Annotated in this window: 22 protein-coding genes; 9 read left to right on the top strand and 13 right to left on the bottom strand. The window is 62.4% G+C overall.

Annotated elements, in window-relative coordinates; translation table 11 throughout:
- Positions 1–155 precede the first annotated feature (155 nt).
- Together REH59_RS00055 and REH59_RS00060 are read left to right on the top strand one after the other, a co-directional pair.
- Complete coding sequence (locus tag REH59_RS00055) at positions 156–1,802, top strand: GMC family oxidoreductase (RefSeq protein WP_014859474.1); 1,647 nt, start codon at positions 156–158, stop codon at positions 1,800–1,802.
- A gap of 97 nt (positions 1,803–1,899) precedes the next feature.
- A complete protein-coding gene (locus REH59_RS00060) occupies positions 1,900–3,519 on the top strand; it encodes an MFS transporter (protein WP_010951466.1) in 1,620 nt (539 codons plus the stop codon).
- Between the two features lie 174 nt (positions 3,520–3,693).
- Here REH59_RS00060 and REH59_RS00065 read toward each other — a convergent pair whose 3' ends face one another.
- Genes REH59_RS00065 through glyQ form a run of 4 tightly spaced genes read right to left on the bottom strand, consistent with a single transcriptional unit; the run spans position 3,694 to position 8,056 of the window.
- A complete protein-coding gene (locus REH59_RS00065) occupies positions 3,694–4,479 on the bottom strand; it encodes a lysophospholipid acyltransferase family protein (RefSeq protein ID WP_010951467.1) in 786 nt (261 codons plus the stop codon).
- Between the two features lie 47 nt (positions 4,480–4,526).
- Positions 4,527–5,054 (bottom strand): D-glycero-beta-D-manno-heptose 1,7-bisphosphate 7-phosphatase, encoded by a 528-nt coding sequence (gene gmhB, locus REH59_RS00070; RefSeq protein WP_003253129.1) that lies wholly within the window; start codon positions 5,052–5,054, stop codon positions 4,527–4,529.
- Between the two features lie 3 nt (positions 5,055–5,057).
- Complete coding sequence (glyS, locus tag REH59_RS00075) at positions 5,058–7,112, bottom strand: glycine--tRNA ligase subunit beta (protein ID WP_014859475.1); 2,055 nt, start codon at positions 7,110–7,112, stop codon at positions 5,058–5,060.
- A complete protein-coding gene (glyQ, locus tag REH59_RS00080) occupies positions 7,109–8,056 on the bottom strand; it encodes a glycine--tRNA ligase subunit alpha (RefSeq protein WP_003253126.1) in 948 nt (315 codons plus the stop codon). The genes glyS and glyQ overlap by 4 nt, the downstream gene beginning before the upstream one ends.
- An 83-nt stretch (positions 8,057–8,139) precedes the next feature.
- Between glyQ and REH59_RS00085 the strand changes: the two genes are divergently transcribed.
- Together REH59_RS00085 and REH59_RS00090 are read left to right on the top strand one after the other, a co-directional pair.
- Entirely contained in the window at positions 8,140–8,691 is a 552-nt protein-coding gene (locus tag REH59_RS00085) for a DNA-3-methyladenine glycosylase I (RefSeq protein ID WP_003253123.1), read from the top strand.
- 41 nt (positions 8,692–8,732) lie between these two features.
- Positions 8,733–9,620: a lysophospholipid acyltransferase gene (locus REH59_RS00090; RefSeq protein ID WP_003253121.1), complete on the top strand. Its 888-nt coding sequence runs from the start codon at positions 8,733–8,735 to the stop codon at positions 9,618–9,620.
- A 97-nt stretch (positions 9,621–9,717) separates the two neighbouring features.
- Here the strand turns inward: REH59_RS00090 and REH59_RS00095 are convergent, their stop codons facing one another.
- From REH59_RS00095 to def, 5 genes are read right to left on the bottom strand one after another with little or no spacing between them, the layout of a single operon-like run.
- On the bottom strand, positions 9,718–10,032 hold the full coding sequence (locus REH59_RS00095; protein WP_014859476.1) for a tetratricopeptide repeat protein: 315 nt from the start codon (positions 10,030–10,032) through the stop codon (positions 9,718–9,720).
- Positions 10,033–10,043: 11 nt separating this feature from the next.
- Positions 10,044–11,417: a Trk system potassium transporter TrkA gene (gene trkA / locus REH59_RS00100; protein WP_003253117.1), complete on the bottom strand. Its 1,374-nt coding sequence runs from the start codon at positions 11,415–11,417 to the stop codon at positions 10,044–10,046.
- A 23-nt stretch (positions 11,418–11,440) separates the two neighbouring features.
- Positions 11,441–12,751 (bottom strand): 16S rRNA (cytosine(967)-C(5))-methyltransferase RsmB, encoded by a 1,311-nt coding sequence (gene rsmB / locus REH59_RS00105; protein WP_003253115.1) that lies wholly within the window; start codon positions 12,749–12,751, stop codon positions 11,441–11,443.
- Positions 12,748–13,680, bottom strand: a complete 933-nt coding sequence (gene fmt / locus REH59_RS00110; RefSeq protein WP_003253113.1) for a methionyl-tRNA formyltransferase — start codon at positions 13,678–13,680, stop codon at positions 12,748–12,750. Before fmt ends, rsmB begins: the two co-directional genes overlap by 4 nt.
- 60 nt (positions 13,681–13,740) lie before the next feature.
- Positions 13,741–14,247, bottom strand: coding sequence for a peptide deformylase (def, locus tag REH59_RS00115; protein WP_003253111.1), 507 nt, complete (start codon positions 14,245–14,247; stop codon positions 13,741–13,743).
- Between the two features lie 206 nt (positions 14,248–14,453).
- Here def and dprA point away from each other — a divergent pair, with 206 nt between their 5' ends.
- From dprA to REH59_RS00130, 3 genes are all read left to right on the top strand, one after another.
- On the top strand, positions 14,454–15,551 hold the full coding sequence (dprA, locus tag REH59_RS00120) for a DNA-processing protein DprA (RefSeq protein WP_014859477.1): 1,098 nt from the start codon (positions 14,454–14,456) through the stop codon (positions 15,549–15,551).
- 42 nt (positions 15,552–15,593) lie between these two features.
- Entirely contained in the window at positions 15,594–16,151 is a 558-nt protein-coding gene (locus tag REH59_RS00125) for an L-threonylcarbamoyladenylate synthase (protein WP_014859478.1), read from the top strand.
- A gap of 447 nt (positions 16,152–16,598) precedes the next feature.
- Positions 16,599–16,916, top strand: coding sequence for a hypothetical protein (locus REH59_RS00130; RefSeq protein WP_014859479.1), 318 nt, complete (start codon positions 16,599–16,601; stop codon positions 16,914–16,916).
- A gap of 127 nt (positions 16,917–17,043) precedes the next feature.
- Here the strand turns inward: REH59_RS00130 and REH59_RS00135 are convergent, their stop codons facing one another.
- Positions 17,044–18,021 carry an NADPH:quinone reductase gene (locus REH59_RS00135; protein ID WP_003253102.1) on the bottom strand — a complete coding sequence of 326 codons (978 nt, stop codon included), beginning with the start codon at positions 18,019–18,021 and terminating at the stop codon, positions 17,044–17,046.
- Between the two features lie 134 nt (positions 18,022–18,155).
- Between REH59_RS00135 and hemF the strand changes: the two genes are divergently transcribed.
- On the top strand, positions 18,156–19,067 hold the full coding sequence (hemF, locus tag REH59_RS00140) for an oxygen-dependent coproporphyrinogen oxidase (protein ID WP_003253100.1): 912 nt from the start codon (positions 18,156–18,158) through the stop codon (positions 19,065–19,067).
- Positions 19,068–19,092: 25 nt separating this feature from the next.
- Complete coding sequence (gene aroE / locus REH59_RS00145; protein WP_003253098.1) at positions 19,093–19,917, top strand: shikimate dehydrogenase; 825 nt, start codon at positions 19,093–19,095, stop codon at positions 19,915–19,917.
- A 128-nt stretch (positions 19,918–20,045) separates the two neighbouring features.
- Here aroE and REH59_RS00150 read toward each other — a convergent pair whose 3' ends face one another.
- From REH59_RS00150 to betC, 3 genes are all read right to left on the bottom strand, one after another.
- Positions 20,046–21,611 (bottom strand): SulP family inorganic anion transporter, encoded by a 1,566-nt coding sequence (locus REH59_RS00150; RefSeq protein WP_265536575.1) that lies wholly within the window; start codon positions 21,609–21,611, stop codon positions 20,046–20,048.
- 144 nt (positions 21,612–21,755) lie between these two features.
- The gene (gene choX / locus REH59_RS00155; protein WP_014859481.1) at positions 21,756–22,679 is read right to left on the bottom strand and encodes a choline ABC transporter substrate-binding protein; all 924 of its coding nucleotides are present in this window, start codon (positions 22,677–22,679) and stop codon (positions 21,756–21,758) included.
- Positions 22,680–22,693: 14 nt separating this feature from the next.
- Positions 22,694–24,211, bottom strand: a complete 1,518-nt coding sequence (gene betC / locus REH59_RS00160) for a choline-sulfatase (protein ID WP_011953129.1) — start codon at positions 24,209–24,211, stop codon at positions 22,694–22,696.
- Between the last annotated feature and the right edge of the window lie 55 nt (positions 24,212–24,266).

Consider the following 24,266-nt stretch of genomic DNA (forward strand, 5'->3'; position numbering starts at 1 on the left):
GATCCCTGAGGTGCGGGCGAGCCCGCGAAAAGGTCGGTACAGGCTTGCCACTGTGCTAAAACGCACAGCGGCTGCGCGAAATCTCGTGTTTCATCCACGAAATTACTCACTAAGATGGATCGGGACAAGAATAAAAAACAGGCGCGAGGTTGCACATGCCATCAGCCGATTCTGTCTTCGACTACGTGGTCGTAGGGGCCGGTCCCGCCGGATGCCTGCTGGCCAATCGTTTGTCCGCCGACCCTTCCTGCCGCGTGCTGCTGCTGGAGGCGGGTGGCCGCGACAATTATCCCTGGATCCACATCCCCGTCGGTTACCTCTACTGCATCGGCAACCCGCGCACAGACTGGTGCTTCAAGACCGAGGCACAGCCTGGCCTCGGCGGTCGCGCTTTGGGTTATCCAAGGGGCAAGGTGCTAGGTGGCTGTTCGTCGATCAACGGCATGATCTACATGCGGGGCCAAGCCGCCGACTATGACCATTGGGCCGCGCAAGGCAACGACGGCTGGGCGTGGAAAGATGTGTTACCCCTGTTCAAGGCCAGCGAAAACCACTTTGCCGGCGCCAGCGAGCACCATGGCGCGGTGGGCGAATGGCGGGTCGAGCGCCAACGCTACAGCTGGCCGATCCTTGATGCTTTCCGTGATGCCGCCGAGCAGAGTGGTATTGGCAAGGTCGACGATTTCAACACCGGCGACAACCAGGGTTGTGGATATTTTCAGGTCAACCAGCGCAGTGGTGTGCGCTGGAACGCTTCCAAAGCTTTCCTGCGGCCGATCAAGGATCGCGCCAACCTCACTGTGCTGACCGGCGTGCAGGTTGACCAGGTACTGCTCGACAACACCCGCGCACGGGCGGTGAAGGCGCTCTGGCAAGGGACCTGGCATGAGTTTGCGGCGCGCCGCGAGATCATTCTCTGTGCTGGGGCGGTTGGTTCTCCGGGCATCCTCCAGCGCTCCGGCATCGGCCCGCGTCAGTTGCTGGAAAGCTTGGGTATTGGTGTTCGCCACGATATACCAGGCGTTGGTGGCAACTTGCAGGACCACCTGCAACTGCGCCTGATTTACCAGATCCGCAACACCCGTACCTTGAACCAGATGGCCAACAGCCTGTGGGGCAAGATGGGCATGGGCCTGCGTTACCTCTACGACCGTAGCGGGCCGCTGGCCATGGCGCCGAGCCAGTTAGGCGCGTTCGTGCGTTCAAGCCCTGAACAGGCCACCGCCAACCTTCAGTATCACGTGCAGCCGCTGTCACTGGAACGCTTCGGTGAGCCGTTGCATCAGTTCCCGGCCTTTACGGCTTCGGTGTGCAACCTGCGCCCGGTCAGCCGCGGGCGCATCGACATCTGCAGCACCGACATGAACAGCACGCCGCTGATCGACCCCAATTACCTCAGTGCTCCGCAGGACTTGCGGGTTGCTGCCGATGCCATTCGCCTTACCCGGCGCATCGTCCAGGCCCCTGCCCTCGCCGCTTTCGAGCCCAAGGAATATTTGCCGGGCCCAGCGCTGCAAAGCGAGGAAGAACTGTTCGAGGCCGCAGGCAAGATCGGCACCACCATCTTCCACCCGGTCGGTACCTGTCGCATGGGCAACGGTGCCATGGACGTTGTGGATAACCAGCTGCGCGTGCATGGCATCCCCGGTCTTCGTGTGGCTGATGCTTCGATCATGCCGCAGATAACGTCCGGCAATACCTGTTCCCCCACCCTGATGATCGCCGAAAAGGCGGCGCAACTGATCCTCAAAGGAGCGGCTACCCAGACCTACCTGAACGAAGACGCGTTACCGACGCCCTGACCCGGGTGCGTGCAGTACCGGCGGCTTGCGGTCAGAAGTCGCCGACAGTGGAACAACAAGAATAATCACTGTGGCCTAAGGGCCGAGGACAGCAACGATGTCGGATTACATCCAAGAGCAGGGTGCGGCGGCCAGCAGCTCCAGCCGCCGTGAAGAACGCAAGATCATTTTCGCGTCATCCCTCGGGACGGTTTTCGAGTGGTATGACTTTTTTCTCTATGGTGCGCTGGCAGCGGTCATCAGCAAGCAGTTCTTCGCTGGCGTGAACGATACCACCGCTTTCATCTTCGCCCTGATGGCCTTTGCTGCGGGCTTTCTGGTGCGGCCGTTTGGCGCGCTGGTGTTCGGCCGCCTGGGTGACATGATCGGGCGCAAGTACACTTTCCTGGTCACCATCGTGCTGATGGGCCTGTCCACTTTCGCTGTGGGGTTGTTGCCCACCTACGCCAGCATCGGCATCGCCGCACCGATCATCCTGGTGATCCTGCGCATGCTTCAGGGGCTGGCGCTGGGCGGTGAGTATGGCGGTGCCGCCACTTACGTGGCCGAGCATGCGCCGCCCGGCAAGCGTGGCTTGCATACCGGTTTCATCCAGTCCACCGCAACGTTGGGCCTGTTGTTGTCGCTGTTGGTGGTGCTGGGTAGCCGGTATATCAGTGGCGACCAGTTCGAAACCTGGGGCTGGCGCTTGCCGTTCCTGCTGTCGATCGTGCTGCTGGCGATCTCCACCTGGATTCGCATGAGCATGCACGAGTCGCCGGCCTTTGTGAAAATGAAGGCTCAGGGCAAGGTCAGCAAGTCGCCCATCCGTGAGTCATTCACCTCCTGGCCAAACCTGAAAGTGGTGCTTACCGCCCTGTTCAGCATCAACGCGGGGCAGGCTGTGACCTTCTACACGGCGCAGTTCTACGTTCTGTTCTTCATGACCCAGATGCTGAAAATGGACTCGGCTCAGGCCAACACCCTGCTCATCATCAGCGTTGTGATTGGCGCGCCGTTCTTCGTGTTTTTTGGCTGGTTGTCCGACCGTATCGGCCGCAAGCCGATCCTGATGCTCGGCCTGTTGCTGGCCACGGTACTGTACTTCCCACTGTTCAAGGCGCTGAGCCACTACGCCAACCCGCAGATCGACGCTGCCAGCCGTCAGGCGCCGATCGTGGTCACCGCCGACCCGCAAGGCTGCACATTCCAGTTTGACCCAGTGGGCAAGGCTCGTTTTGACAGCCCGTGCGACAAGGTCAAGACCTTCCTGGTCAAGCAGGGCCTGCCGTACAGCTCGGTAAGCGTGGCCGGCAGTGAAGTGGTGGTGAACATCGGTGACAAGACCATCAACGGCTTTGATGAAACCGCCATGCGCGCTGCAATCGAGCAGGCTGGTTACCCGGCCAAGGCCGACCCCGCGCAGGTTAACCAGGTAATGGTGGTGGTGCTGATCGTGGCGATGATCCTGATCGCGACCATGACCTATGGTCCGTTGGCGGCGGTGATGGTCGAGCTGTTCCCGACCCGCATCCGCTACACCTCGATGTCGCTGCCCTACCACATTGGTAATGGCTGGTTCGGTGGTTTCCTGCCTACCGTATCGTTCGCGCTGGTGGTCTATACCGGGGATATCTTCTACGGGCTGTGGTACCCGGTGCTGGTGACCGGGATCAGCCTGGTGGTTGGGATCTTCTGTCTGAGAGAAACCAAGGATGTAGATATCGACAAAGTCTGATGTCCACATGCCATAAAAAAACCGGCTGTAAAAGCCGGTTTTCTTATGCTTCAAAAAAACTTATGCACGATTTTCAGAAAAAATTCATACAAAGAAATAACTAGAAAATTCATACACTTAGGTATCAATTAAAGCATTTAATCCAAAAACTGCACACAAGTTATCCACAGAAGGTCAAGCCATCTGCTCCTGAGGTTTTTCCGCAGCTGGCGGCAGCGATCCCATGGCCCGCTGGGTCGCTTCGTTCCAAGCTGCAGCGCGGTCGTTGAGTTCGGCAATGGCACGTGGCCCCGTGCCGTTGGCGTACATCGGCTCACCAATTACCACTTCGATTGTACCGGCACGCTTGCCCCAACCGGTCTTGGGCCAGAACTTCCCAGCGTTGTGGGCAATCGGCAGCACCGGTAGCCCGGCATTCACGGCCAGGGCGGTACCGCCGCGCGAGAACTTGCCGATGGTGCCGAACGGTACACGGGTGCCTTCTGGGAAAATCAGCACCCACGTCTTCTGCTTGAGCAGTTCGTCACCCTTGCTCGCCACCTGGCGCAACGCTTCCTTGGGGTTGTCGCGGTTGATCGCGATGGGCCGCAGCATGGCCATGGCCCAGCCGAAGAACGGTACATACAGCAGCTCGCGCTTGAGCACCTGGCTAAGCGGCGAGAAGTACTGGGACAGGAAGAAGGTTTCCCAGGTGCTCTGGTGATTGGACAGAATCACGCAAGGCTCAGCTGGCACGTTCTCGGCGCCAGTGATCTTGTAGTCGATGCCCAGGATGGTGCGCACCAGAAACAGCGCGCAGCGGCACCAGTACACGTTGATGAACTTGTAGCGCTTGGGGAACGACAGGAACGGCGCGACGAAGAAGCTCAGCGAGCACCACAGCAGCGAACTGGTGCCCAGCAGCAGGTAAAAAAGAAAGATTCTGATCGCCTGCAGGATCGACATAGTGGCTTGTACCATTGCGGGGCATGCCCGCCTGAAGAAAAATGCGCCAGAAGGCGCACTGTTTAAATTAGTTCTCTGGCGATAGCTGCCAGATCGTCGAAAATCAGTGTAGTTTCCGGGACGCCTTTTTCCAGGGTCCGCTCGCCCTTGCCGGTCTTCACCAGCACGGGTTGTGCACCGACGGCCAGGGCGGCCTCCAGGTCACCTTTGCTGTCGCCGACGAACCAGACGCCTTCAAGGCCGATCTGGTAATGCTCGGCGATCGCCCGCAGCATGCCGGGCTTGGGCTTGCGGCAATCGCACCCTTCGTCCGGCCCATGCGGGCAATACACGATGTGGCCCACCTCGCCGCCCTGCTCGGCCACCAGCGCGCGCAGGCGCGCGTGCATAGCCTCAAGGGTTGCCAGCGGGTAGTAGCCACGGGCAATGCCGGACTGGTTGGTGGCCACGGCCACCGTCCAGCCCGCCTTGCTCAACTGCGCGATCGCATCGACCGAACCGGGGATCGGCACCCATTCTTCCAGCGTCTTGATGTACGCATCGGAGTCGTAGTTGATCACCCCGTCACGGTCGAGAATCAGCAGTTTCAAGGCCTACCCCAGCAGCGAAATGTCAGCCACGCCCAGGAACAGGCCGCGCAGACGGCTGAGCAGGGCATAACGGTTGGCACGTACCTTGGCGTCTTCGGCGTTGACCATGACCGCCTCGAAGAAGGCATCGACCGGGTCACGCAGGGCCGCCAGGCGGGCCAGCGATTCGCTGTACTGACGTGCTGCAGCCATCGGTTGCACGGCCTGGTCGGCCTGCTGGATGGCCGAGTACAGGGAGAACTCGTTGGCATTGTCGAAGTACTTCGGCTCGACCTGCTCGGCGATGGCACCTTCGGCCTTGCTCAGCAGGTTCGACACGCGCTTGTTCACCGCGGCCAGGGCCTCGGCTTCCGGCAGTTTGCGGAACGCCTGCACGGCTTGTACGCGCTGGTCGAAGTCCAGGGCGGAGCCTGGCTGCAGTGCGCGTACCGACAGGTACGTGGCCACGTCAATGCCTTCGTCTTCGTAACGCGCGCGCAGGCGGTCGAAAATGAACTCCAGTACTTGCTCGGCCAGGCCGGGGGCCTTGACCTTGGCGCCGAACTGCTTGACCGCAAACTCGACTGCACCGGTCAGGTCCAGGTCCAGTTGCTTCTCGATCAGGATACGCAGCACGCCCAGAGCCGCACGGCGCAGGGCGTACGGGTCCTTGCTGCCGGTAGGCAGCATGCCGATGCCGAAGATACCCACCAGGGTGTCGAGCTTGTCGGCGATGGCCACGGCAGCACCGGTGAGGGTCTGCGGCAGCTCGGCGCCTGCACCGCGCGGCATGTACTGCTCGTTCAGGGCCAGGGCTACGTCTTCCGGCTCACCGTCGTTGAGCGCGTAGTAGTAACCGGCAACACCCTGCATTTCAGGGAATTCGCCGACCATCTCGGTGGCCAGGTCGCACTTCGACAGCAGGCCGGCACGGCCAGCGCGCTGGGCGTCGCCGCCGATCAGCGGAGCAATGAAGGCGGCCAGCCTGGAAACACGTTCGGCCTTGTCGTACACGGTGCCGAGCTGAGCCTGGAACACCACGTTCTTGAGGCGCTCGTTGAAGGTTTCCAGTGGTTGCTTCTTGTCCTGCTTGAAGAAGAACTCGGCGTCGGTCAGGCGCGGGCGCACGACTTTTTCGTTGCCTTGCACGATCTGCTTCGGGTCGCGGCTTTCGACGTTGGCCACGGTAATGAAGCGCGGCAGCAGCTTGCCTTCGCTGTCCAGCAGGCAGAAGTACTTCTGGTTGTCCTGCATGGTGGTGATCAGGGCTTCTTGCGGCACCTCGAGGAAACGCTCCTCGAACGAGCACACCAGCGGCACCGGCCACTCGACCAGAGCGGTCACTTCGTCCAGCAGCGCCGGTGGCACGATGGCAGTGCCCTCCTGCTGCATGGCAAGCTCGGCGGTACGCTTGCTGATCAGCTCGCGGCGTTCGGCGAAGTCGGCCAGCACGTGAGCTTTACGCAGGTCTTCGACATAGTTGGCCGGGGTAGTGATGGCCACGGTTTCCGGATGATGGAAGCGGTGGCCACGGGATTCACGGCCGGCCTTCTGCGACAGAATGGTGCAGTCGACCACCTGGTCGCCCAGCAGCATTACCAGCCATTGGGTCGGGCGCACGAACTCTTCACGGCTGGCCGCCCAGCGCATGCGCTTGGGGATCGGCAGGTCGTTCAGCGAATCTTCGACGATGGTCGGCAGCAGGTCAGTGGTGGCCTTGCCCGGGATGTGCTGGGAGAAGCGCAGCTTGGGGCCGCTCTGGTCGATCTCGGCCAGTTCCACACCGCACTTCTTGGCGAAGCCCAGCGCAGCCTGGGTCGGCTCGCCTTCAGCGTTGAAGGCAGCCTGCAGGGGCGGGCCGTCGATGTTGATGCTGCGGTCAGGCTGCTGCACGTCCAGCTGGCGAATCAGCACGGCCAGACGACGCGGCGCGGCGTACACCTGCTTGCCGGCGTAGTTCAGGCCAGCAGCCTGCAGGCCTTTTTCGATACCGGCCAGGAAGGCGTCGCCGAGGCTGGCGAGGGCCTTGGGTGGCAGCTCTTCGGTGCCCAGTTCTACCAGAAAATCTTGAGCACTCATTGTGCAGCCTCCAGCTTAGCCAACACTTCGTCACGCAGTTCAGGGGTGGCCATCGGGAAGCCCAGGCGTGCGCGGGCTTGCAGATAGCTTTGCGCCACGTCCCGGGCCAGGGTACGTACACGCAGGATGTAACGCTGGCGCTCGGTTACCGAGATGGCGCGGCGGGCGTCCAGCAGGTTGAAGGTATGCGATGCCTTCAGGACCATTTCATAGGTCGGCAGCGGCAGCTCCAGCTTGATCAGGCGGTTGGCTTCGCTTTCGTAGAAATCGAACAGCTCGAACAGTTTGTCGACGTTTGCATGTTCAAAGTTGTAGGTCGACTGCTCCACCTCGTTCTGGTGGAACACGTCGCCATAGGTGACCTTGCCGAACGGGCCGTCGGCCCACACCAGGTCGTACACCGAATCGACGCCCTGGATGTACATGGCCAGGCGCTCCAGGCCGTAGGTGATTTCACCGGTGACCGGGTAGCACTCGATGCCGCCAACCTGCTGGAAGTAGGTGAACTGGGTCACTTCCATGCCGTTGAGCCAGATTTCCCAGCCCAGACCCCAGGCGCCGAGGGTCGGCGATTCCCAGTTGTCTTCGACGAAACGAATGTCGTGCACCAACGGATCCAGGCCGATGGCTTTCAGCGAGCCGAGGTACAGCTCCTGGAAGTTGGCCGGGTTCGGTTTGAGCACCACCTGGAACTGGTAGTAGTGCTGCAGGCGGTTGGGGTTTTCGCCATACCGCCCGTCGGCAGGACGACGGCTCGGCTGCACATAGGCGGCGTTCCAGGTTTCTGGACCCACGGCGCGCAGGAATGTAGCGGTGTGGAAAGTGCCGGCGCCTACTTCCATATCGTAGGGCTGAAGTACCACACAACCTTGAGCTGCCCAGTAGTTCTGCAGGGCAAGGATCAGGTCTTGGAAGGTACGCACGGCTGGCGTAGGCTGGCTCACGAAATTCACCTGTATCTGGGGATGCGGATGTAAAGAGCGGGAGTATAACCTGATTCGCCTCGCCCTCTACTCATTGGAGCCTTATGCCACGCTGCTTTTGGTGTACCGACGATCCGTTGTACCAGGCCTACCACGACCAGGAATGGGGGATGCCACAGCGCGACCCGGCGTTGCTCTTCGAGATGCTTTTGCTCGAAGGGTTCCAGGCAGGGCTTTCATGGATTACCGTTTTGCGCAAACGCGAGCGTTATCGCCAGGTGATGTACGGCTTCGACCCCGTAAAGCTGGCGGCCATGGGCGACGAACGCATCGAAGAATTGATGCAGGATGCAGGCATCATCCGCAATCGCCTCAAGCTCAAGGCTGCGCGGCGCAATGCCCAGGCCTGGCTGGCTGTGGATAACCCCGCCGAATGGCTGTGGTCGTTCGTCGGCGGCTCGCCGAAGATCAATCACTTCAAGGCGCGCGGCGACGTGCCAGCTGTTACCGATGAAGCCAAGGCAATGAGCAAGGCCTTGCAGAAAGCTGGCTTCACGTTCGTCGGTCCGACCATCTGCTACGCCTTCATGCAGGCCACCGGCATGGTCATGGACCACACCACCGACTGCGATCGCTACGCCGCCTTGTTGCGCTGAGGGGTTACAATGCGCGCCTTGCTGAAATAAGGAATTCGCCTGTGGAAAAGTTCAAGGGCGCCCTGATGGTCGGGGTGCTGCGCCTGTTTGCCAAGCTGCCCTGGGGCGCTGTGCAGCGTGTCGGCGCCGGTATTGGCTGGCTGATGTGGAAAATCCCCAACAGTTCGCGCAACGTGGTACGGATCAACCTGGCCAAGTGCTTCCCGGAGATGGACCCGGTTGCCCGTGAGCAACTGGTGGGCCAGGCGCTGCGGGATATCGGTAAATCTTTTGTCGAAAGTGCCTGTGCCTGGATCTGGCCGCCACAACGCTCGCTGGAGCTGGTCAAGGAAGTGCATGGCCTGGAAGTGCTGGAGCAGGCTTTGGCCTCAGGTAAAGGGGTGGTCGGCATCACCAGCCACCTGGGCAACTGGGAAGTGTTGAACCACTTCTACTGCAACCAGTGCAAACCGATCATCTTCTACCGCCCGCCGAAGCTGAAGGCGGTGGATGATCTGCTGCGCGAGCAGCGCGTGCAGATGGGCAATCGCGTGGCACCGTCGACCAAGGAAGGCATCCTCAGCGTGATCAAGGAAGTGCGCCGTGGTGGCCAGGTGGGTATTCCTGCCGACCCGGAGCCGGCGGAATCGGCGGGCGTGTTCGTGCCGTTCCTCGGCACCCAGGCGCTGACCAGCAAGTTCGTGCCGAACATGCTGGCCGGAGGCAAGGCGGTAGGTGTGTTCCTGCATGCGCTGCGGTTGCCGGATGGCTCGGGCTTCAAGGTGTTCCTGGAGGCGGCGCCAGAGGAGATGTACAGCACCGACGTGAATGTGTCGGCGGCGGCGATGAGCAAGGTGGTCGAGCGCTATGTGCGCGAGTACCCCAGCCAGTACATGTGGAGCATGAAGCGCTTCAAGAAGCGCCCGGCTGGCGAGCCGCGCTGGTATTAAGCCATTCACCGTCCTCTGTAGGAACGGGTTTACCCGCGAATGCGATGTTGGATTCACCGACGCATTCGCGGGTAAACCCGCTCCTACAGGGACCGCGTCAAGCCGATGTCTTGTTCAGCTTCTTGAGAAAAACGGTCATTTCTTTTTCGGCCTGCTTGTCACCATGGGCCTGCGCCGCCACGATCCCGTCTTCCCACGCCTTGCGCGCCGCCGGCAGGTCGCCCTGCAACTGATAGGCCTTGCCCAGCAGCTTCCACGCTGCCGAGTATTTCGGATCCTGCTCTACACAGCGCGCCAGGTGCACCGCTGCTTCAGCGCCGTTGCCTTCATCCAGCCAGGCCTTGCCCAGGCCAAACCTCAGCAGCGGGTTATCCACACCTTTGGCCAGCATCTTCTCCAGCGATTCGCGCATGCCCTCTTCTCCTAGAAGAAACTCAAGCCGACGTGGAACAGCTTCTCCACATCACGAATGTGCTTTTTATCCACAACGAACAGGATCACATGGTCACCCGATTCGATCACGGTGTCGTCGTGGGCAATCATCACCTCTTCGTCACGGATGATCGCGCCGATGGTGGTTCCCGGTGGCAGGGCAATGTTCTCGATCGCCTTGCCGACCACCTTGCTCGACTTCGAATCGCCATGTGCCACCGCCTCGATCGCTTCGGCCGCACCGCGGCGCAGCGAGTGCACGCTGACAATGTCGCCCCGGCGCACGTGCGCCAGCAGGGTACCGATGGTGGCCAGCTGCGGGCTGATGGCAATGTCGATATCACCGCCCTGCACCAGGTCGACATAAGCCGGGTTGTTGATGATGGTCATCACCTTGCCTGCGCCCAGGCGCTTGGCCAGCAGCGACGACATGATGTTGGCTTCGTCATCGTTGGTCAGGGCCAGGAAAATATCGGCGTCGGCGATGTTCTCTTCGAGCATCAGGTCTTTGTCCGAGGCGCTGCCCTGCAGCACTACCGTGCTTTCGAGGGTATCGGAGAGGTGCCGACAACGCGCCGGGCTCATCTCGATGATCTTCACCTGATATCGGCTTTCGATGGCTTCCGCCAGGCGCTCGCCGATCTGCCCGCCGCCGGCGATGACAATGCGTTTATTGGTTTCGTCGATGCGGCGCAGTTCGCCCATCACCGCACGGATATCCTTCTTCGCGGCAATGAAGAACACCTCGTCGTCGGCTTCGATCACCGTGTCGCCACGCGGGGTGATCGGCCGGTCGCGGCGGAAGATGGCTGCCACGCGGGTGTCGACGTTGGGCATATGCGCACGGATCTGGCGCAATTGCTGGCCGACCAGCGGGCCGCCATAGTAGGCCTTCACCGCCACGAGCTGGGCCTTGCCCTCGGCGAAGTCGATCACCTGCAGCGAGCCTGGGTGTTCGATCAGGCGCTTGATGTAATTGGTCACCACCTGCTCGGGGCTGATCAGAACGTCGACCGGGATATGGTCGTTGTCGAACAGCTCTTCGCGGGTCAGGTAGGACGATTCGCGCACCCGTGCAATCTTGGTCGGAGTATGGAACAGCGAATAGGCCACCTGGCAGGCAACCATGTTGGTCTCGTCACTGTTGGTTACCGCCACCAGCATGTCGGCGTCGTCGGCACCGGCCTGGCGCAGCACCGTCGGCAGTGAGCCGCGGCCCTGGACGGTGCGGATGTCCAGGCGGTCGCCGAGGTCGCGCAGGCGGTCGCCGTCGGTGTCGACCACGGTAATGTCGTTGGCTTCGCTGGCCAGGTGTTCAGCCAGCGTACCGCCTACCTGCCCTGCGCCGAGGATGATGATCTTCATGCGCTACTCCCTATCCTTTGTTCTTATCCGCGCGAGGCGGCGATCTTGATCAGCTTGGCATAGTAGAAACCGTCGTGGCCGCCTTCCTGGGCCAGCAGCTGACGGCCGTGGGGCTGGCGCAGGCCGGCTTCGGTCGCCAGGTCCAGCTCACGGGCGCCCGGGGTGCGGGCGAGGAAGGCTTTGATCACTTCAGTGTTTTCGGTCGGCAAGCTGGAGCAGGTGGCGTATAGCAGCATGCCGCCCACTTCCAAGGTCGGCCACAGGGCATCGAGCAGCTCGCCTTGCAGCGTGGCCAAAGCCGGGATGTCGTCGGCTTGGCGGGTTAGCTTGATGTCCGGGTGGCGGCGAATCACGCCGGTGGCCGAGCACGGCGCGTCGAGCAGAATGCGCTGGAATGGCTTGCCGTCCCACCAGCTGGCAGTGTCGCGGGCATCGCAGGCGATCAGCTCGGCGTCCAGCTGCAGGCGGTCGAGGTTTTCTCGCACGCGGGTCAGTCGCTTGGCTTCGAGGTCGATGGCCACCATGTGCGCCAGGCCAGCCTCGGCCTCCAGCAGGTGGCAGGTTTTGCCGCCCGGTGCGCAGCAAGCATCGAGCACGCGTTGGCCGGGGGCCAGTTCCAGCAGGTCGGCAGATAGCTGCGCAGCTTCGTCCTGCACGCTCACCCAGCCTTCGGCGAAGCCTGGCAGGCCGCGCACGTCGCAGGCTTCGGCCAGCACGATGCCATCCCGGCTGTACTGGCATGCGCTGGCGCCAATGCCGGCTTCGGCCAGCAGTGCCAGGTAGGCATCGCGGCTATGGTGACGGCGATTGACCCGCAGAATCATCGGTGGGTGGGCATTGTTGGCGGCGCAGATGGCTTCCCACTGCTCTGGCCAGAAAGCTTTCAGCGCTTTTTGCAGCCAGCGCGGGTGCGCGGTACGCACCACCGGGTCGCGCTCCATGCCGGCGAGCAGCTCCTCGCCTTCGCGCTGCGCACGGCGCAGTACGGCATTGAGCAGGCCCTTGGCCCACGGCTTCTTCAGTTTGTCGGCACAGCCCACGGTCTCGCCGATGGCGGCATGGGCCGGAATGCGCGTGTAGAACAGCTGGTACAGGCCGACCAGCAGCAGCGCCTGAACATCGGCATCGGCTGCTTTGAAGGGTTTTTGCAGCAGCTGTGCGGCCAGCAGGTCGAGGCGTGGCTGCCAGCGTGCGGTGCCGAACGCCAGGTCTTGGGTCAGGCCGCGGTCGCGTTCATCTACCTTGTCCAGTTGCGCCGGCAGCGAGCTGTTCAGCGAAGCCTTGCCGCTGAGCACAGCAGCAAGCGCACGGGCGGCGGCGAGGCGTGGGTTCATTGGCCCAGCACCTTGCCGGCGGCGAACTTCTCGCGGCGGCTGTTGAACAGGTCACTGAAGCTCAATGCCTTGCCGCCAGGCAGTTGCAGGCGGGTCAGGCTCAGGGCTTGGTCACCGCACGCAACTACGAGGCCGTCCTTGCTGGCGGAAAGTATCTCGCCCGGGGCGCCTTGGCCTGTGGACAGGTTGGCGGCCAGCACCTTGACGCTTTCACCGTCCAGCATGCTGTGGCACACCGGCCATGGGTTGAAGGCGCGGATCAGGCGTTCCAGCTCGACGGCCGGGCGGGTCCAGTCGATACGCGCTTCGTCCTTGTTCAGTTTGTGCGCGTAGGTGGCCAGCGCATCGTCCTGTATTTCGCCTTGCAGCGAACCGTCAGCCAGGCCGGCGATGGCCTGAACGACTGCGGGCGGGCCCATTTCGGCCAGGCGATCGTGCAAGGTGCCGCCGGTGTCCTCGGCGCTGATCGGGGTGACGACCTTGAGCAGCATCGGGCCGGTGTCCAGGCCGGCTTCCATGCGCATCACGGTCACGCCGCTTTCGGCGTCGCCGGCTTCCACGGCACGCTGGATCGGCGCGGCACCGCGCCAGCGTGGCAGCAGGGAAGCGTGGCTGTTGATGCAACCCAGGCGCGGGATATCCAGCACCACCTGCGGCAGGATCAGGCCGTAGGCGACCACTACCATCAGGTCTGGTTTCAGTGCGGCCAGTTCGGCCTGCGCATCGGCATTGCGCAGGGTCTGCGGCTGGAACACCGGGATGTCATGGGCCACGGCCAGTGCCTTGACCGCACTTGGCATCAGCTTTTGGCCACGGCCGGCCGGGCGGTCGGGCTGGGTGTAGACGGCCACGATCTCGTAGGGGCTGTCGAGCAGGGCCTTGAGGTGTTCGGCGGCAAACTCTGGAGTGCCTGCAAAGACGATGCGCATGGAGTTCTCGCTTCAAAAAAGAAAAAGGCTTGCCGGAGCAAGCCTTCAGGAAGGTGGGGATCAGGCTTGCTGGCGATGCTGCTTTTCCAGCTTCTTCTTGATCCGGTCGCGCTTGAGCTGCGACAGGTAGTCGACGAACAGCTTGCCGTTGAGGTGATCGAATTCGTGCTGTACGCACACCGCCAGCAGGCCTTCGCATTCCAGTTCGAACGGCTTGCCGTCGCGGTCCTGGGCCTTGACCCGGACACGCAGCGGACGGTCGACGTTCTCGTAGAAGCCCGGTACCGACAGGCAGCCCTCCTGGTACTGGCCCATGTCATGGGTCAGCTCTTCGACCGACGGGTTGATGAAGACGCGCGGTTCGCTGCGGTCTTCGCTGAGGTCCATGACCACAACCTGCTTGTGCACGTTCACCTGGGTAGCGGCCAGGCCGATGCCAGGGGCTTCGTACATGGTTTCAAACATGTCGTCGATCAGCTGACGCAGGGCGTCGTCGAACTCCGTCACCGGTTTGGCGAGGGTGCGCAGGCGCGGGTCCGGGAATTCGAGAATGTTCAAGATGGCCATAAGGTCAGGCAGTCACTGTGCGTTCGGTTGAAAACTGAGCACACATAATAAAGGGAAACGGGGATTTCGGCACCTGGCAAGCTCGTCTAGGGTGACTATGCGCTTGATAGCCCCCAATCAATGGACAGCTTTTCAAAGTGTTACTCACAGAGTTATCCACAGGTTGTGCCACGTAGATGGCCCTGTTTCGATCAAGGACGATCCCCATGCCCAGTTACCATTCGTCGCTCTGCCCGCCTGCTGAACTGGAGGCCCGATTACGCCTGCATCGCTTGCCCGAGACAGGATTGCGACGTTTTCGCACCTTGCTGGATGCGTTCGGCAGCGCCTCTAGTGCGCTTAGCGCTCCCGGTTCGGCCTGGCGAGCGTTGGGCATCCCCCAGGCTACCATCGATGCCCGGCGCAGTGCCGAGGTACGCGAGGGCGCGCTCGCCGCAATAGCCTGGTTAGAGCGCCCTGGCCAGCATTTGCTGATGTGGGACGGCCCAGACTACCCAGCCTTGCTGGCAGAAATCGACGATGCCCCGCCGCTGCTTTTTGTCGCTGGCGAACCTGCCTTGCTCGATCGTCCTCAGTTGGCGATCGTGGGCAGCAGACGTGCCACACCCCCGGCGCTCGACACCGCCCGGGCATTTTCCCGCTACCTCGCGCAGGCTGGTTTCACCATTACCAGCGGGCTGGCGGTAGGTGTCGACGGTGCCGCTCATCGGGCCGCGTTGCAGGCTGGCGGCGGCACGATTGCCGTGCTCGGGACGGGGTTGCAAAAACTTTATCCACAGCGCCATCGGGACCTTGCGCAGGCGATGATCGACAACGGCAGCGCGCTGGTTTCCGAGTATCCCCTGGATGCCGGGCCGCTGCCCGGCAACTTCCCCCGGCGCAACCGCATCATCAGTGGGCTGTCGCTCGGTGTGCTGGTGGTCGAGGCGAGCCTCGCCAGCGGCTCGCTGATCACGGCGCGCCTGGCGGCGGAACAAGGCCGCGAGGTGTACGCCATTCCGGGCTCCATTCATCACCCAGGGGCCAAGGGCTGTCACCAGCTGATTCGTGATGGGGCGCTGCTGGTGGAAACTGTGGAACAGATCCTGGAAAGCTTGCAGGGTTGGCAGAACCTGCCGCCTGCGGTTGTGGACAGGTTCGACCATCCCCTGCTTGCCCTGCTGCATGCAGCACCCCAGACCAGTGAAAGCCTGGCCCACTGCAGTGAGCAGCCGCTGGCCGACGTGCTGGCGCAGTTGACCGAGCTGGAGCTGGAAGGCCGGGTCAGCAATGAAGCCGGGCGTTGGTTTGCCCGCGCGGGCTAAGTACACTGCTCACATGCAAGGTATATAGGCGGAGAAACAGCAATGGTGAGCAGTTTTCGTGTGCAACAAGCCGCACGTGAGATCCGGGCGGGCGCGGTGATCGCCTACCCGACGGAAGCGGTCTGGGGCCTGGGCTGCGACCCATGGAACGAGGACGCGGTGTATCGCCTGCTGGCGCTGAAGTCGCGTCCTGTGGATAAAGGGCTGATTCTGATCGCTGACAATATCCGTCAGTTCGACTTCCTGTTCGAGGACTTCCCCGAGGACTGGATCGACCGCATGAGCAGCACCTGGCCGGGGCCGAACACCTGGCTGGTGCCGCACCAGGACCTGTTGCCCGAATGGGTGACCGGGCAGCATGACACGGTAGCGCTGCGGGTCAGTGATCACCCGGTGGTGCGTGAGTTGTGCGCGCTGGTGGGGCCGCTGATTTCCACCTCGTGCAACCCTGGCGGGCGCCCGGCGGCGAAGACCCGCTTGCGGGTTGAGCAGTACTTCCATGGCCAGTTGGACCTGGTGCTGGGTGGGGCGCTGGGCGGGCGGAAGAACCCGAGTGTGATTCGCAACCTGGCAACCGGCGAAGTCGTTCGCCCGGGTTGATACCAATCCACAGGCCTGGCTCGGGACTCGGGCCCCTGTGGGAGCGGGCGCGCCCGCGAAGAATACAACTCGGTGCCTGGCACGGGCTTCGCCCGTGTTCGCGGGCATGCCCGCTCCCACAGGTCCGGGCCTAGCCACCGCAGATTTTTCTGATTTTGTCTCGAATGGTTGTCCGGTTTGAGGATTGGGAAATATCCTACGACCCGCGTCTCCTTCCATCACCTTCTAAGTGGGAACCTCTGCCTCTAGGCTCTATCCGTCGCCGAATAACTTGGCGATCGGGTGTGGTAGCCCGGATGCATTTTTTCCATGACAGTCTATGGTGGCTGTGCGTGGGAGGCTTTCGAGCCTGCCTGGATTGGAAAATGCCCGGGTCTACCACCTCGCGTACAGTCGCCACCCATTCACGTGGTAGTGAGGGTTGGCGGCCTTGAGGAGCATTTTCCAATGATGAAGAAAATAGTCCCCGATCCACCTCTCCCATGCACCTCCACCCGCCCCTTCGGCCGCTGCGATGCCGGCCACGATCCACTCTTCACCGTCAACCCAAACATTTCTGCCGAGGACGCTCTGGTCCACGTAGCCCTGTACCTGCGCAGCGCTTACGAAACCGGCTACAAAGCTTTGGACTACATGCGTGAAGAAGGCCGTGGCATGTTCTGGTCGAACCTGCATGCGATTGAGATGGCAGAGGGTGTGATCGAGGCGATACTCGATGGCATCGAGTCGACGCCATCGCCGTCACGCCCAGGCTCCAAGGCATAGTGCTGCTATCGAGGCCGACGCAGTACCTGTGGGAGCGGGCTTGCCCGCGAACACCGGCAAAGCCGGTGCCATCCATTGCGGTGGCTTCTTCGCGGGTAAACCCGCTCCTACAGGGAATGTGTGTGGCTCAGGGGATTAGTACAGTCGATCCTACAGTCCGCCGCGCCGACAGCTCTGCCTGCGCCTTGGCCGCCTCGCTCAGTGGATACCGCTGCTGGATATCCACAACCAGCTTCCCGCTCGCAATCATCGCAAACAGGTCATCGGCCATGGCCTGGGTGTTCTCGGCATTGTTGGCATAGGTGGCCAAGGTCGGCCGGGTGACATACAGCGAGCCCTTCTGCGCCAGGATCCCCAGGTTCACCCCGCTCACCGCACCGGAAGCATTGCCAAAGCTCACCATCAACCCGCGCGGGCGCAGGCAGTCCAGGGAGGTCAGCCAGGTGTCGGCGCCCACGCCGTCATACACCACCGGGCATTTCTTGCCGTCGGTCAGCTCCAGTACGCGCTTGGCCACATCTTCATGGCTGTAGTCGATGGTGGCCCAAGCCCCCAGCGCTTTAGCCCGTTCGGCCTTCTCGGCAGAGCTCACGGTGCCGATCAGCTTGGCGCCCAGGGCCTTGGCCCATTGGCAGGCCAGCGACCCTACACCACCGGCTGCGGCATGGAACAGGATCACATCACCCGCCTTCACCTCATAGGTCTGCTTCAATAGGTACTGTACGGTCAAACCCTTGAGCATCACCGCTGCCGCCTGCTCGAAGCTGATGGTGTCCGGCAGCTTGACCAGGTTGGCTTCCGGTAGCGTATGCACCTCGCTGTAGGCGCCCAGCGGGCCGCCGGCATGTGCCACACGGTCTCCTACCTTCAATCGGGACACGCCTTCGCCCACGGCCTCTACCACACCTGCCGCTTCGGTACCCAGGCCAGAAGGCAGGGACGGCGGCGCATACAGCCCGCTTCGGAAGTAGGTATCGATGAAGTTCAGGCCGATCGCATGGTTACGCACACGCACCTGCTGTGGCCCGGGCGGGGTGGGTTCGAATTCCACAAACTGCAGCACTTCCGGGCCGCCATGCTGGCTGAACTGGATACGCTTGGCCATCTCGCACTCCTGTAGTCGGGATCGGGAAAGGCCTTCTATCGGACGCCTTTGCTTGGTCGTCGTCAACTGCGGCGCGCGCGCTGGCGGTGGTATGCTACGCGGCGAATTCTTCCCTGCCCGTTCCTGGTGACCCGATGACTAGCCGCACCGAGGCCGTGAAAGCCTACCTGCTCGACCTGCAAGACCGCATCTGCTCTGCCCTCGAAACAGAAGACGGCGGTGCCCGCTTCGTCGAGGACGCCTGGGTGCGCGAAGCCGGTGGCGGGGGCCGCACGCGGGTTATCGGTGAGGGCAACGTGATCGAGAAAGGCGGGGTCAACTTCTCCCATGTGTTTGGTGCCGGCCTGCCGCCGTCGGCCAGTGCCCACCGCCCCGAGCTGGCAGGCCGTGGCTTCGAAGCCTTGGGCGTGTCGCTGGTGATACACCCGCACAACCCGCATGTGCCGACTTCCCACGCCAACGTTCGCTTCTTCATCGCCGAAAAGGAAGGTGAAGAGGCCGTATGGTGGTTCGGCGGCGGCTTTGACCTGACGCCATACTATGGCAACGAAGAAGACTGCGTTCACTGGCACCGAGTGGCCGAGCAGGCCTGCGCGCCGTTTGGCGCCGATGTGTACCCACGCTACAAGGCCTGGTGCGACCGCTACTTCCACCTCAAGCACCGTGGTGAGCCACGTGGTATCGGCGGCTTGTTCTTCGATGACCTGAACGAGTGGGACTTCGACACGTGCTTCGCCTTCATCCGCGCCATCGGCGATGCCTACATCAACGCCTACCTGCCGATCGTCCAGCGCCGCAAAGACACGCCTTACACCCCGCAACAGCGCGAGTTCCAGGAATACCGCCGCGGCCGCTACGTGGAGTTCAATCTGGTCTACGACCGTGGCACCCTGTTCGGCCTGCAATCCGGTGGCCGTACCGAGTCCATCCTCATGTCGCTGCCGCCTCAGGTGCGCTGGGGCTACGACTGGAAGGCTGCACCCGGCAGCGAAGAAGCGCGCCTGACCGAGTATTTCCTGCAGGACCGCGACTGGCTCGGTCAGTAAGCCTGTGGATAACCAAGGAGCCGTCATGGACCAGTACGTCGTTTTTGGTAACCCCATCGGCCACAGCAAGTCGCCGCTGATCCACCGCCTGTTCGCCGAGCAGACCGGTCAGGACCTGGAATATGCCACGCTGCTGGCGCCGTTGGACGAGTTCAGCGACTGCGCGCGTGGCTTCTTCAAGCAAGGCAGTGGCGGTAATGTCACCGTGCCGTTCAAGGAAGAGGCCTACCGCCTGTGCGACAGCCTGACCCCGCGTGCCCGGCGCGCAGGCGCAGTGAACACGCTGAGCAAGCTGGCTGATGGCACCCTGCAGGGCGACAACACCGACGGCGCTGGCCTGGTGCGCGACCTGACGGTGAATGCCGGGGTCGAGCTGGCGGGCAAGCGCATTCTCATCCTCGGTGCCGGTGGCGCCGTGCGCGGCGTGCTGGAGCCTATTCTGGCGCACAAGCCGCAGTCGCTGGTGATTGCCAACCGTACCGTGGAAAAGGCCGAGCAGCTGGCGCGCGAGTTCGATGAACTGGGGCCGGTGGTGGCCAGCGGGTTTGCCTGGTTGCAGGAGCCTGTGGATGTAATCATCAACGCCACCTCGGCGAGTCTGGCCGGGGAGTTGCCGCCTATTGCCGACAGCCTGGTCGAGGCGGGTCGTACGGTTTGCTACGACATGATGTATGGCAAGGAGCCGACGCCGTTTTGCCAGTGGGCTACCAAGCTGGGGGCTGCCAAGGTATTGGATGGGCTGGGGATGCTGGCTGAGCAGGCGGCTGAGGCCTTCTTTATCTGGCGTGGCGTGAGGCCGGATACGGCGCCGGTGTTGGCTGAACTGCGCCGGCAACTCGCTCGGGGCTGAGATGGCCGGGGCCGCTTTGCGGCCCTATCGCGACGCAAGGCCGCTCCCACAAAGTAAGTCGTACGCCGATCCTCTGTGGGAGCGGCCTCGTGTCGCGATGGGCTGCAAAGCAGCCCCAGGACCCAACCTCATTCCTCAAACCGGATCGGGCACAACTCCACCCCTTCCAGCTTCTGCAACTCCTCGATCACTTGGGGCCTGGCCCGGTGCAAGGTCAAACTCCCCCCCAATCGCCGCAACCTTCGTGCCTCACGGTGCAACATATCCACACCCGAGTAATCGATGAAATTCACCTGCCGGGCATCGATCACTACATGCGGCCCTTGGCAGCGCTGCAAGCGCACCTGCAGGTAATGCGCCGCACCAAAGAAAATCGACCCACCTACCCGCAAGACATCCGCGTCCCCTTCACGGCTTTGTTGGATCCGTGGTCGTGAGGTGCGCTTCAAATAGAAGAACAGCGAAGCCAGCACCCCGGCATAGATGGCCGTCTGCAGCTCCAGCAGCAATGTCGCTGCAGCTGTCAGCGCCATCACCAGAAACTCCGAGCGGCTGACCCGGAACAATGCACGGATCCCTCGGTGGTCCACCAACCCCCAGCAGATCAGCAAAATGCTGCCGGCCATGGCCGGTATCGGCAGGTGCGCGATCAGGCCGGCGCCGGTCACGGCGAACAACGCCACCCACACCGCAGAAAACACCCCGGCCATCGGTGAGCGGGCGCCCGCCTCGTAGCTCAGGCCCGAGCGGGTGAAGGAGCCGGCAGACAGGTAACCAGAGAAAAATGCACCGGCAATGTTCGACAGGCCCTGTGCGCGTATTTCCTGGTCCGGGTCGATCAGCTGTTCTGAACGTGCCGATAGCGAGCGGGCAATCGACAGGCTGGTGACCAACCCCAGCATGCCTACCGCCACGGCGCTGGGCAGCAGACGCAGCATGAGCTCCACGTCTAGCAAAGGCAGCGGGCTGAAAGGCGGGAGTTGCCCTGTGAACGCTGCCACCCGCGGCACATGGCCAAAGAAGCCCGGCAACAGCCAGGCCAGCAAGCTGACCAGGATCAGGCTTATCAACAGGCTCGGCCAGCGTGGGCGCCAGAGCTTGAAGGCCACGCCGATCACTACGGTGGCCAGGCCCAGCAGCAAGGAAGGCAGGTCGACCTCGCCTGCGTGGCTGGCCAGGTCTTGCACGGTCTTCAGCGCTGTGGCCTGGCTGGGCAGTGCCATGCCCAGCAGGTTGGGTAGCTGGCCCAAGGCAATGACGATGGCGGCACCCAGCGTAAAGCCGAGCACCACGGAATGGGAGACGAAGTTGACCAGCGCGCCGAAGCGCAACAGCCCGAGCAGCAGCTGGAAAATGCCGCCAAGGAAGGTCAGCAGCAACACCAGCGTGATGTAGTCAGCGCTACCGGCCACGGCCAGCGGGCTGATGCTGGCGTAGAGCACGATGGAAATGGCAGCGGTCGGGCCGCAGATCAGGTGCCAGGAAGAGCCCCACAGGCAGGCGATCAGTACCGGCACGATGGCGGCGTAAAGCCCGTATTCGGCGGGCAGGCCGGCGATCAGGGCGTAGGCGATGGATTGCGGCAGGGCGAGGATTGCGCCGCTCAGGCCTACCAGCAGGTCCTGGCGCAGGCTGCGGCCCGATTGGCGGGGAAGCCAGCTGAGGAAGGGCAGCAGTAAAGAGAGGCGATGCATGGGTTATCCACAATCCTTAAGGGGTCGCCAAGCCCTGTGGGAGCGGGCATGCCCGCGAAAAAGCCAACGCGTTGCTTGGCACCGGCTTCGCCGGTGTTCGCGGGCGCGCCCGCTCCCACAGGGTTGGTGTGTTGCTTTGTGAGATTACAGTTTGGCTTTGACGGCCTCCAGGGCATCACCATCGGCCTTGGTGGTAACCCCGGCCAACCACCCATCCAACCGTTCAGGGTGCGCTTTCACCCAAGCCTTGACCGCTTCATCGAAGCTGATCTTCTTGTCCACAACCTCTGCCATGATGCTGTTTTCCATGTCCAGTGTGAACTTGAGGTTACCTAGCAGCTTCGCCGCATTCGGGCAGGCTTGTGGATAACCCTTGCGCGTCAGCGTGTAAACCTCGCCCTTGCTGCCGAACCATTTTTCACCACCGGTCAGGTAATGCATTTTCAGTTTCACGTTCATCGGGTGCGGGGTCCAGCCAAGGAAGGTGATGAATTGCTGCTTCTTCACCGCCCGGTCGACCTGAGCCAGCATCGCCTGCTCGCTGGACTCCACCAGCTTCCACTGGCCGAGGTTGAATTCATTCTCTTCGATGATTTTCTTGAGTGACAGGTTGGCCGGGGCGCCGGAGCCGATTCCGTACAGTTTTTTGTCGAACTGCCCGGCGTGTTTCTGCAGGTCAGCGAAATCCTTCACCCCAGCATTCCACACATAGTCGGGCACTGCGAGGGTGAACTCGGTTCCCTCCAGGTTGCGCGACAGCTGCTGCACGTCGCCGTTGGCGATGAACTTGTCATGGAAGCCTTGCTGCGCCGGCATCCAGTTGCCGAGGAAGGCGTCAACCTGGCCGTCCTTGAGGCCGCCGTAGATGATCGGTACGGCCAGGCTGTCGATCTTCACCTGGTAACCCAGGCTTTCCAGTAACAGGCGTGCCACGGCATTGGTCGAGGCAATATCACTCCAGCCGGGGTCGGCCATTTTCACGGTACTGCATTGCGCATCGCTGTCTGCGGCGTGGGCCGTGGTGGCGCTCAGGGCCAGGACGAACACGGCGGCGGAGAATTTGTGCATGGCGGCCTCTCTTCTCAATCCAGGGGGGCGGGCTGTGGATAACGTGCCTTGCGCTCGAGGTCATCGAGATCGATGTGGTTGCGCATGTACTGTTGGCTGGCGTCCACCAGTGGTTGGTGATCCCAGCTTTTCAGCTTGCCGATGGCCAGCGCTTCGGCCACCAGCCGGCGGCGGCGCTGGCTGGCCAGCACCTGCTGGCGCAGGCTGGGGATGTCCCAGCGCTGTTGTGCTTCATCGACAAATGCCTGCAGCAGCACCTGGTGGTCCGGGCTGCCGGTGAGGTTCTCCCGCTCGTGCGGGTCGCGGCTCAGGTCATAGAGTAGGCATGGGTCGTCTTCGCTGTACACGAACTTGTAGGGCCCGCGGCGGATCATCATCAGCGGGCCGACGGTGCCTTCGGCCATATACTCGCCGATCACCTCGTCGTGACCGCCCTGCCCTTGCAGGTGGCCCAGCAGTGAGCGGCCGTCCAGCTGCAGGTCTTTATCCACAGCGCCGCCAGCCAGTTCGACCAAGGTTGGCAACAGGTCGCAGGTCGACACCGAGGCAGTGACCCGGCCCGCTGCGAAGCGCTTCGGCGCATGGATCAGCAGCGGCACCCGCGCCGACATTTCGAACCAATGCATTTTGTACCAGAGGCCACGCTCGCCAAGCATGTCGCCGTGGTCGCCGGAAAACACGATCAGTGTGTCATCGGCCAGGTTGCATTCCTCCAGGGTCTGCAGCAATTGGCCAATATTGTCATCGATATAGCTGCAAGCGCCGAAGTAGGCGCGGCGGGCGTCGCGGACCTTGTCCACAGGCAGCGGCTTGTTCCACAGGTCGTAGACTTTCAGCAGGCGCTGGGAGTGCGGGTCGAGTGCTGCCTGGCTGAACTCGGCACGGGGCATGGGGATATCCACACCTTCGTAGCGGTCCCAGTAGCGTTTGGCAATGGTGTAGGGGTCGTGCGGGTGCGTCATCGAAACGGTCAGGCAAAATGGCCGGCCATCGTTTTCGCGCACATGGTCGTACAGGTACTGGCGCGCCTTGAACACCACCTCCTCGTCGAAATCCAGCTGATTGGTGCGCACGCACGGACCGGCCTGCAGCACCGAGGACATGTTGTGGTACCAGCTTGGACGCACATCGGGTTCGTCCCAGTTCACCGCCCAACCGTAGTCGGCCGGGTAGATGTCGCTGGTCAGGCGTTCTTCGTAGCCGTGCAACTGGTCCGGGCCGCAGAAGTGCATCTTGCCCGACAGCGCGGTGCGGTAGCCCAGGCGACGCAGGTAATGGGCATAGGTCGGCACATCGGCAGGGAAGTCGGCCGCGTTGTCGTAGGCGCCAATGCGGCTGGGCAACTGACCGCTGACCAGGGTGAAGCGTGATGGCGCGCACAGTGGGCTGTTGCAGTAGGCCGAGTCGAACACCACGGCTTGCTCGGCCAGGCGGCCGAGGTGCGGCATCTGGATGGGCGAAGGGCCGTAGATGGGCAGCAAGGGCGCGGCCATCTGGTCGGCCATGATGAACAGGATATTCGGACGCGTCATGGTGGCTCCCATCGTTGAGGGTTATGCGAACTGCTTGCCTACCAAGATGCGACTG

Source organism: Pseudomonas sp. BO3-4, from assembly GCF_034044115.1.
Classification (GTDB): Bacteria; Pseudomonadota; Gammaproteobacteria; order Pseudomonadales; family Pseudomonadaceae; genus Aquipseudomonas; species Aquipseudomonas alloputida.

Coding starts and splice junctions, on each gene's coding strand:
- REH59_RS00060 (WP_010951466.1), top strand. CDS start 1,900: ATGTCGGATTACATCCAAGAGCAGGGTGCGGCGGCCAGCAGCTCCAGC.
- REH59_RS00125 (WP_014859478.1), top strand. CDS start 15,594: ATGGTGAGCAGTTTTCGTGTGCAACAAGCCGCACGTGAGATCCGGGCG.
- REH59_RS00135 (WP_003253102.1), bottom strand. CDS start 18,021: ATGGCCAAGCGTATCCAGTTCAGCCAGCATGGCGGCCCGGAAGTGCTG.
- trkA (WP_003253117.1), bottom strand. CDS start 11,417: ATGAAGATCATCATCCTCGGCGCAGGGCAGGTAGGCGGTACGCTGGCT.
- REH59_RS00130 (WP_014859479.1), top strand. CDS start 16,599: ATGATGAAGAAAATAGTCCCCGATCCACCTCTCCCATGCACCTCCACC.
- aroE (WP_003253098.1), top strand. CDS start 19,093: ATGGACCAGTACGTCGTTTTTGGTAACCCCATCGGCCACAGCAAGTCG.
- REH59_RS00095 (WP_014859476.1), bottom strand. CDS start 10,032: ATGCGCGAATCGCTGGAGAAGATGCTGGCCAAAGGTGTGGATAACCCG.
- fmt (WP_003253113.1), bottom strand. CDS start 13,680: ATGCGCATCGTCTTTGCAGGCACTCCAGAGTTTGCCGCCGAACACCTC.
- REH59_RS00055 (WP_014859474.1), top strand. CDS start 156: ATGCCATCAGCCGATTCTGTCTTCGACTACGTGGTCGTAGGGGCCGGT.
- hemF (WP_003253100.1), top strand. CDS start 18,156: ATGACTAGCCGCACCGAGGCCGTGAAAGCCTACCTGCTCGACCTGCAA.
- betC (WP_011953129.1), bottom strand. CDS start 24,211: ATGACGCGTCCGAATATCCTGTTCATCATGGCCGACCAGATGGCCGCG.
- glyS (WP_014859475.1), bottom strand. CDS start 7,112: ATGAGTGCTCAAGATTTTCTGGTAGAACTGGGCACCGAAGAGCTGCCA.
- def (WP_003253111.1), bottom strand. CDS start 14,247: ATGGCCATCTTGAACATTCTCGAATTCCCGGACCCGCGCCTGCGCACC.
- choX (WP_014859481.1), bottom strand. CDS start 22,679: ATGCACAAATTCTCCGCCGCCGTGTTCGTCCTGGCCCTGAGCGCCACC.
- rsmB (WP_003253115.1), bottom strand. CDS start 12,751: ATGAACCCACGCCTCGCCGCCGCCCGTGCGCTTGCTGCTGTGCTCAGC.
- REH59_RS00085 (WP_003253123.1), top strand. CDS start 8,140: ATGCCACGCTGCTTTTGGTGTACCGACGATCCGTTGTACCAGGCCTAC.
- dprA (WP_014859477.1), top strand. CDS start 14,454: ATGCCCAGTTACCATTCGTCGCTCTGCCCGCCTGCTGAACTGGAGGCC.
- REH59_RS00065 (WP_010951467.1), bottom strand. CDS start 4,479: ATGGTACAAGCCACTATGTCGATCCTGCAGGCGATCAGAATCTTTCTT.
- REH59_RS00150 (WP_265536575.1), bottom strand. CDS start 21,611: ATGCATCGCCTCTCTTTACTGCTGCCCTTCCTCAGCTGGCTTCCCCGC.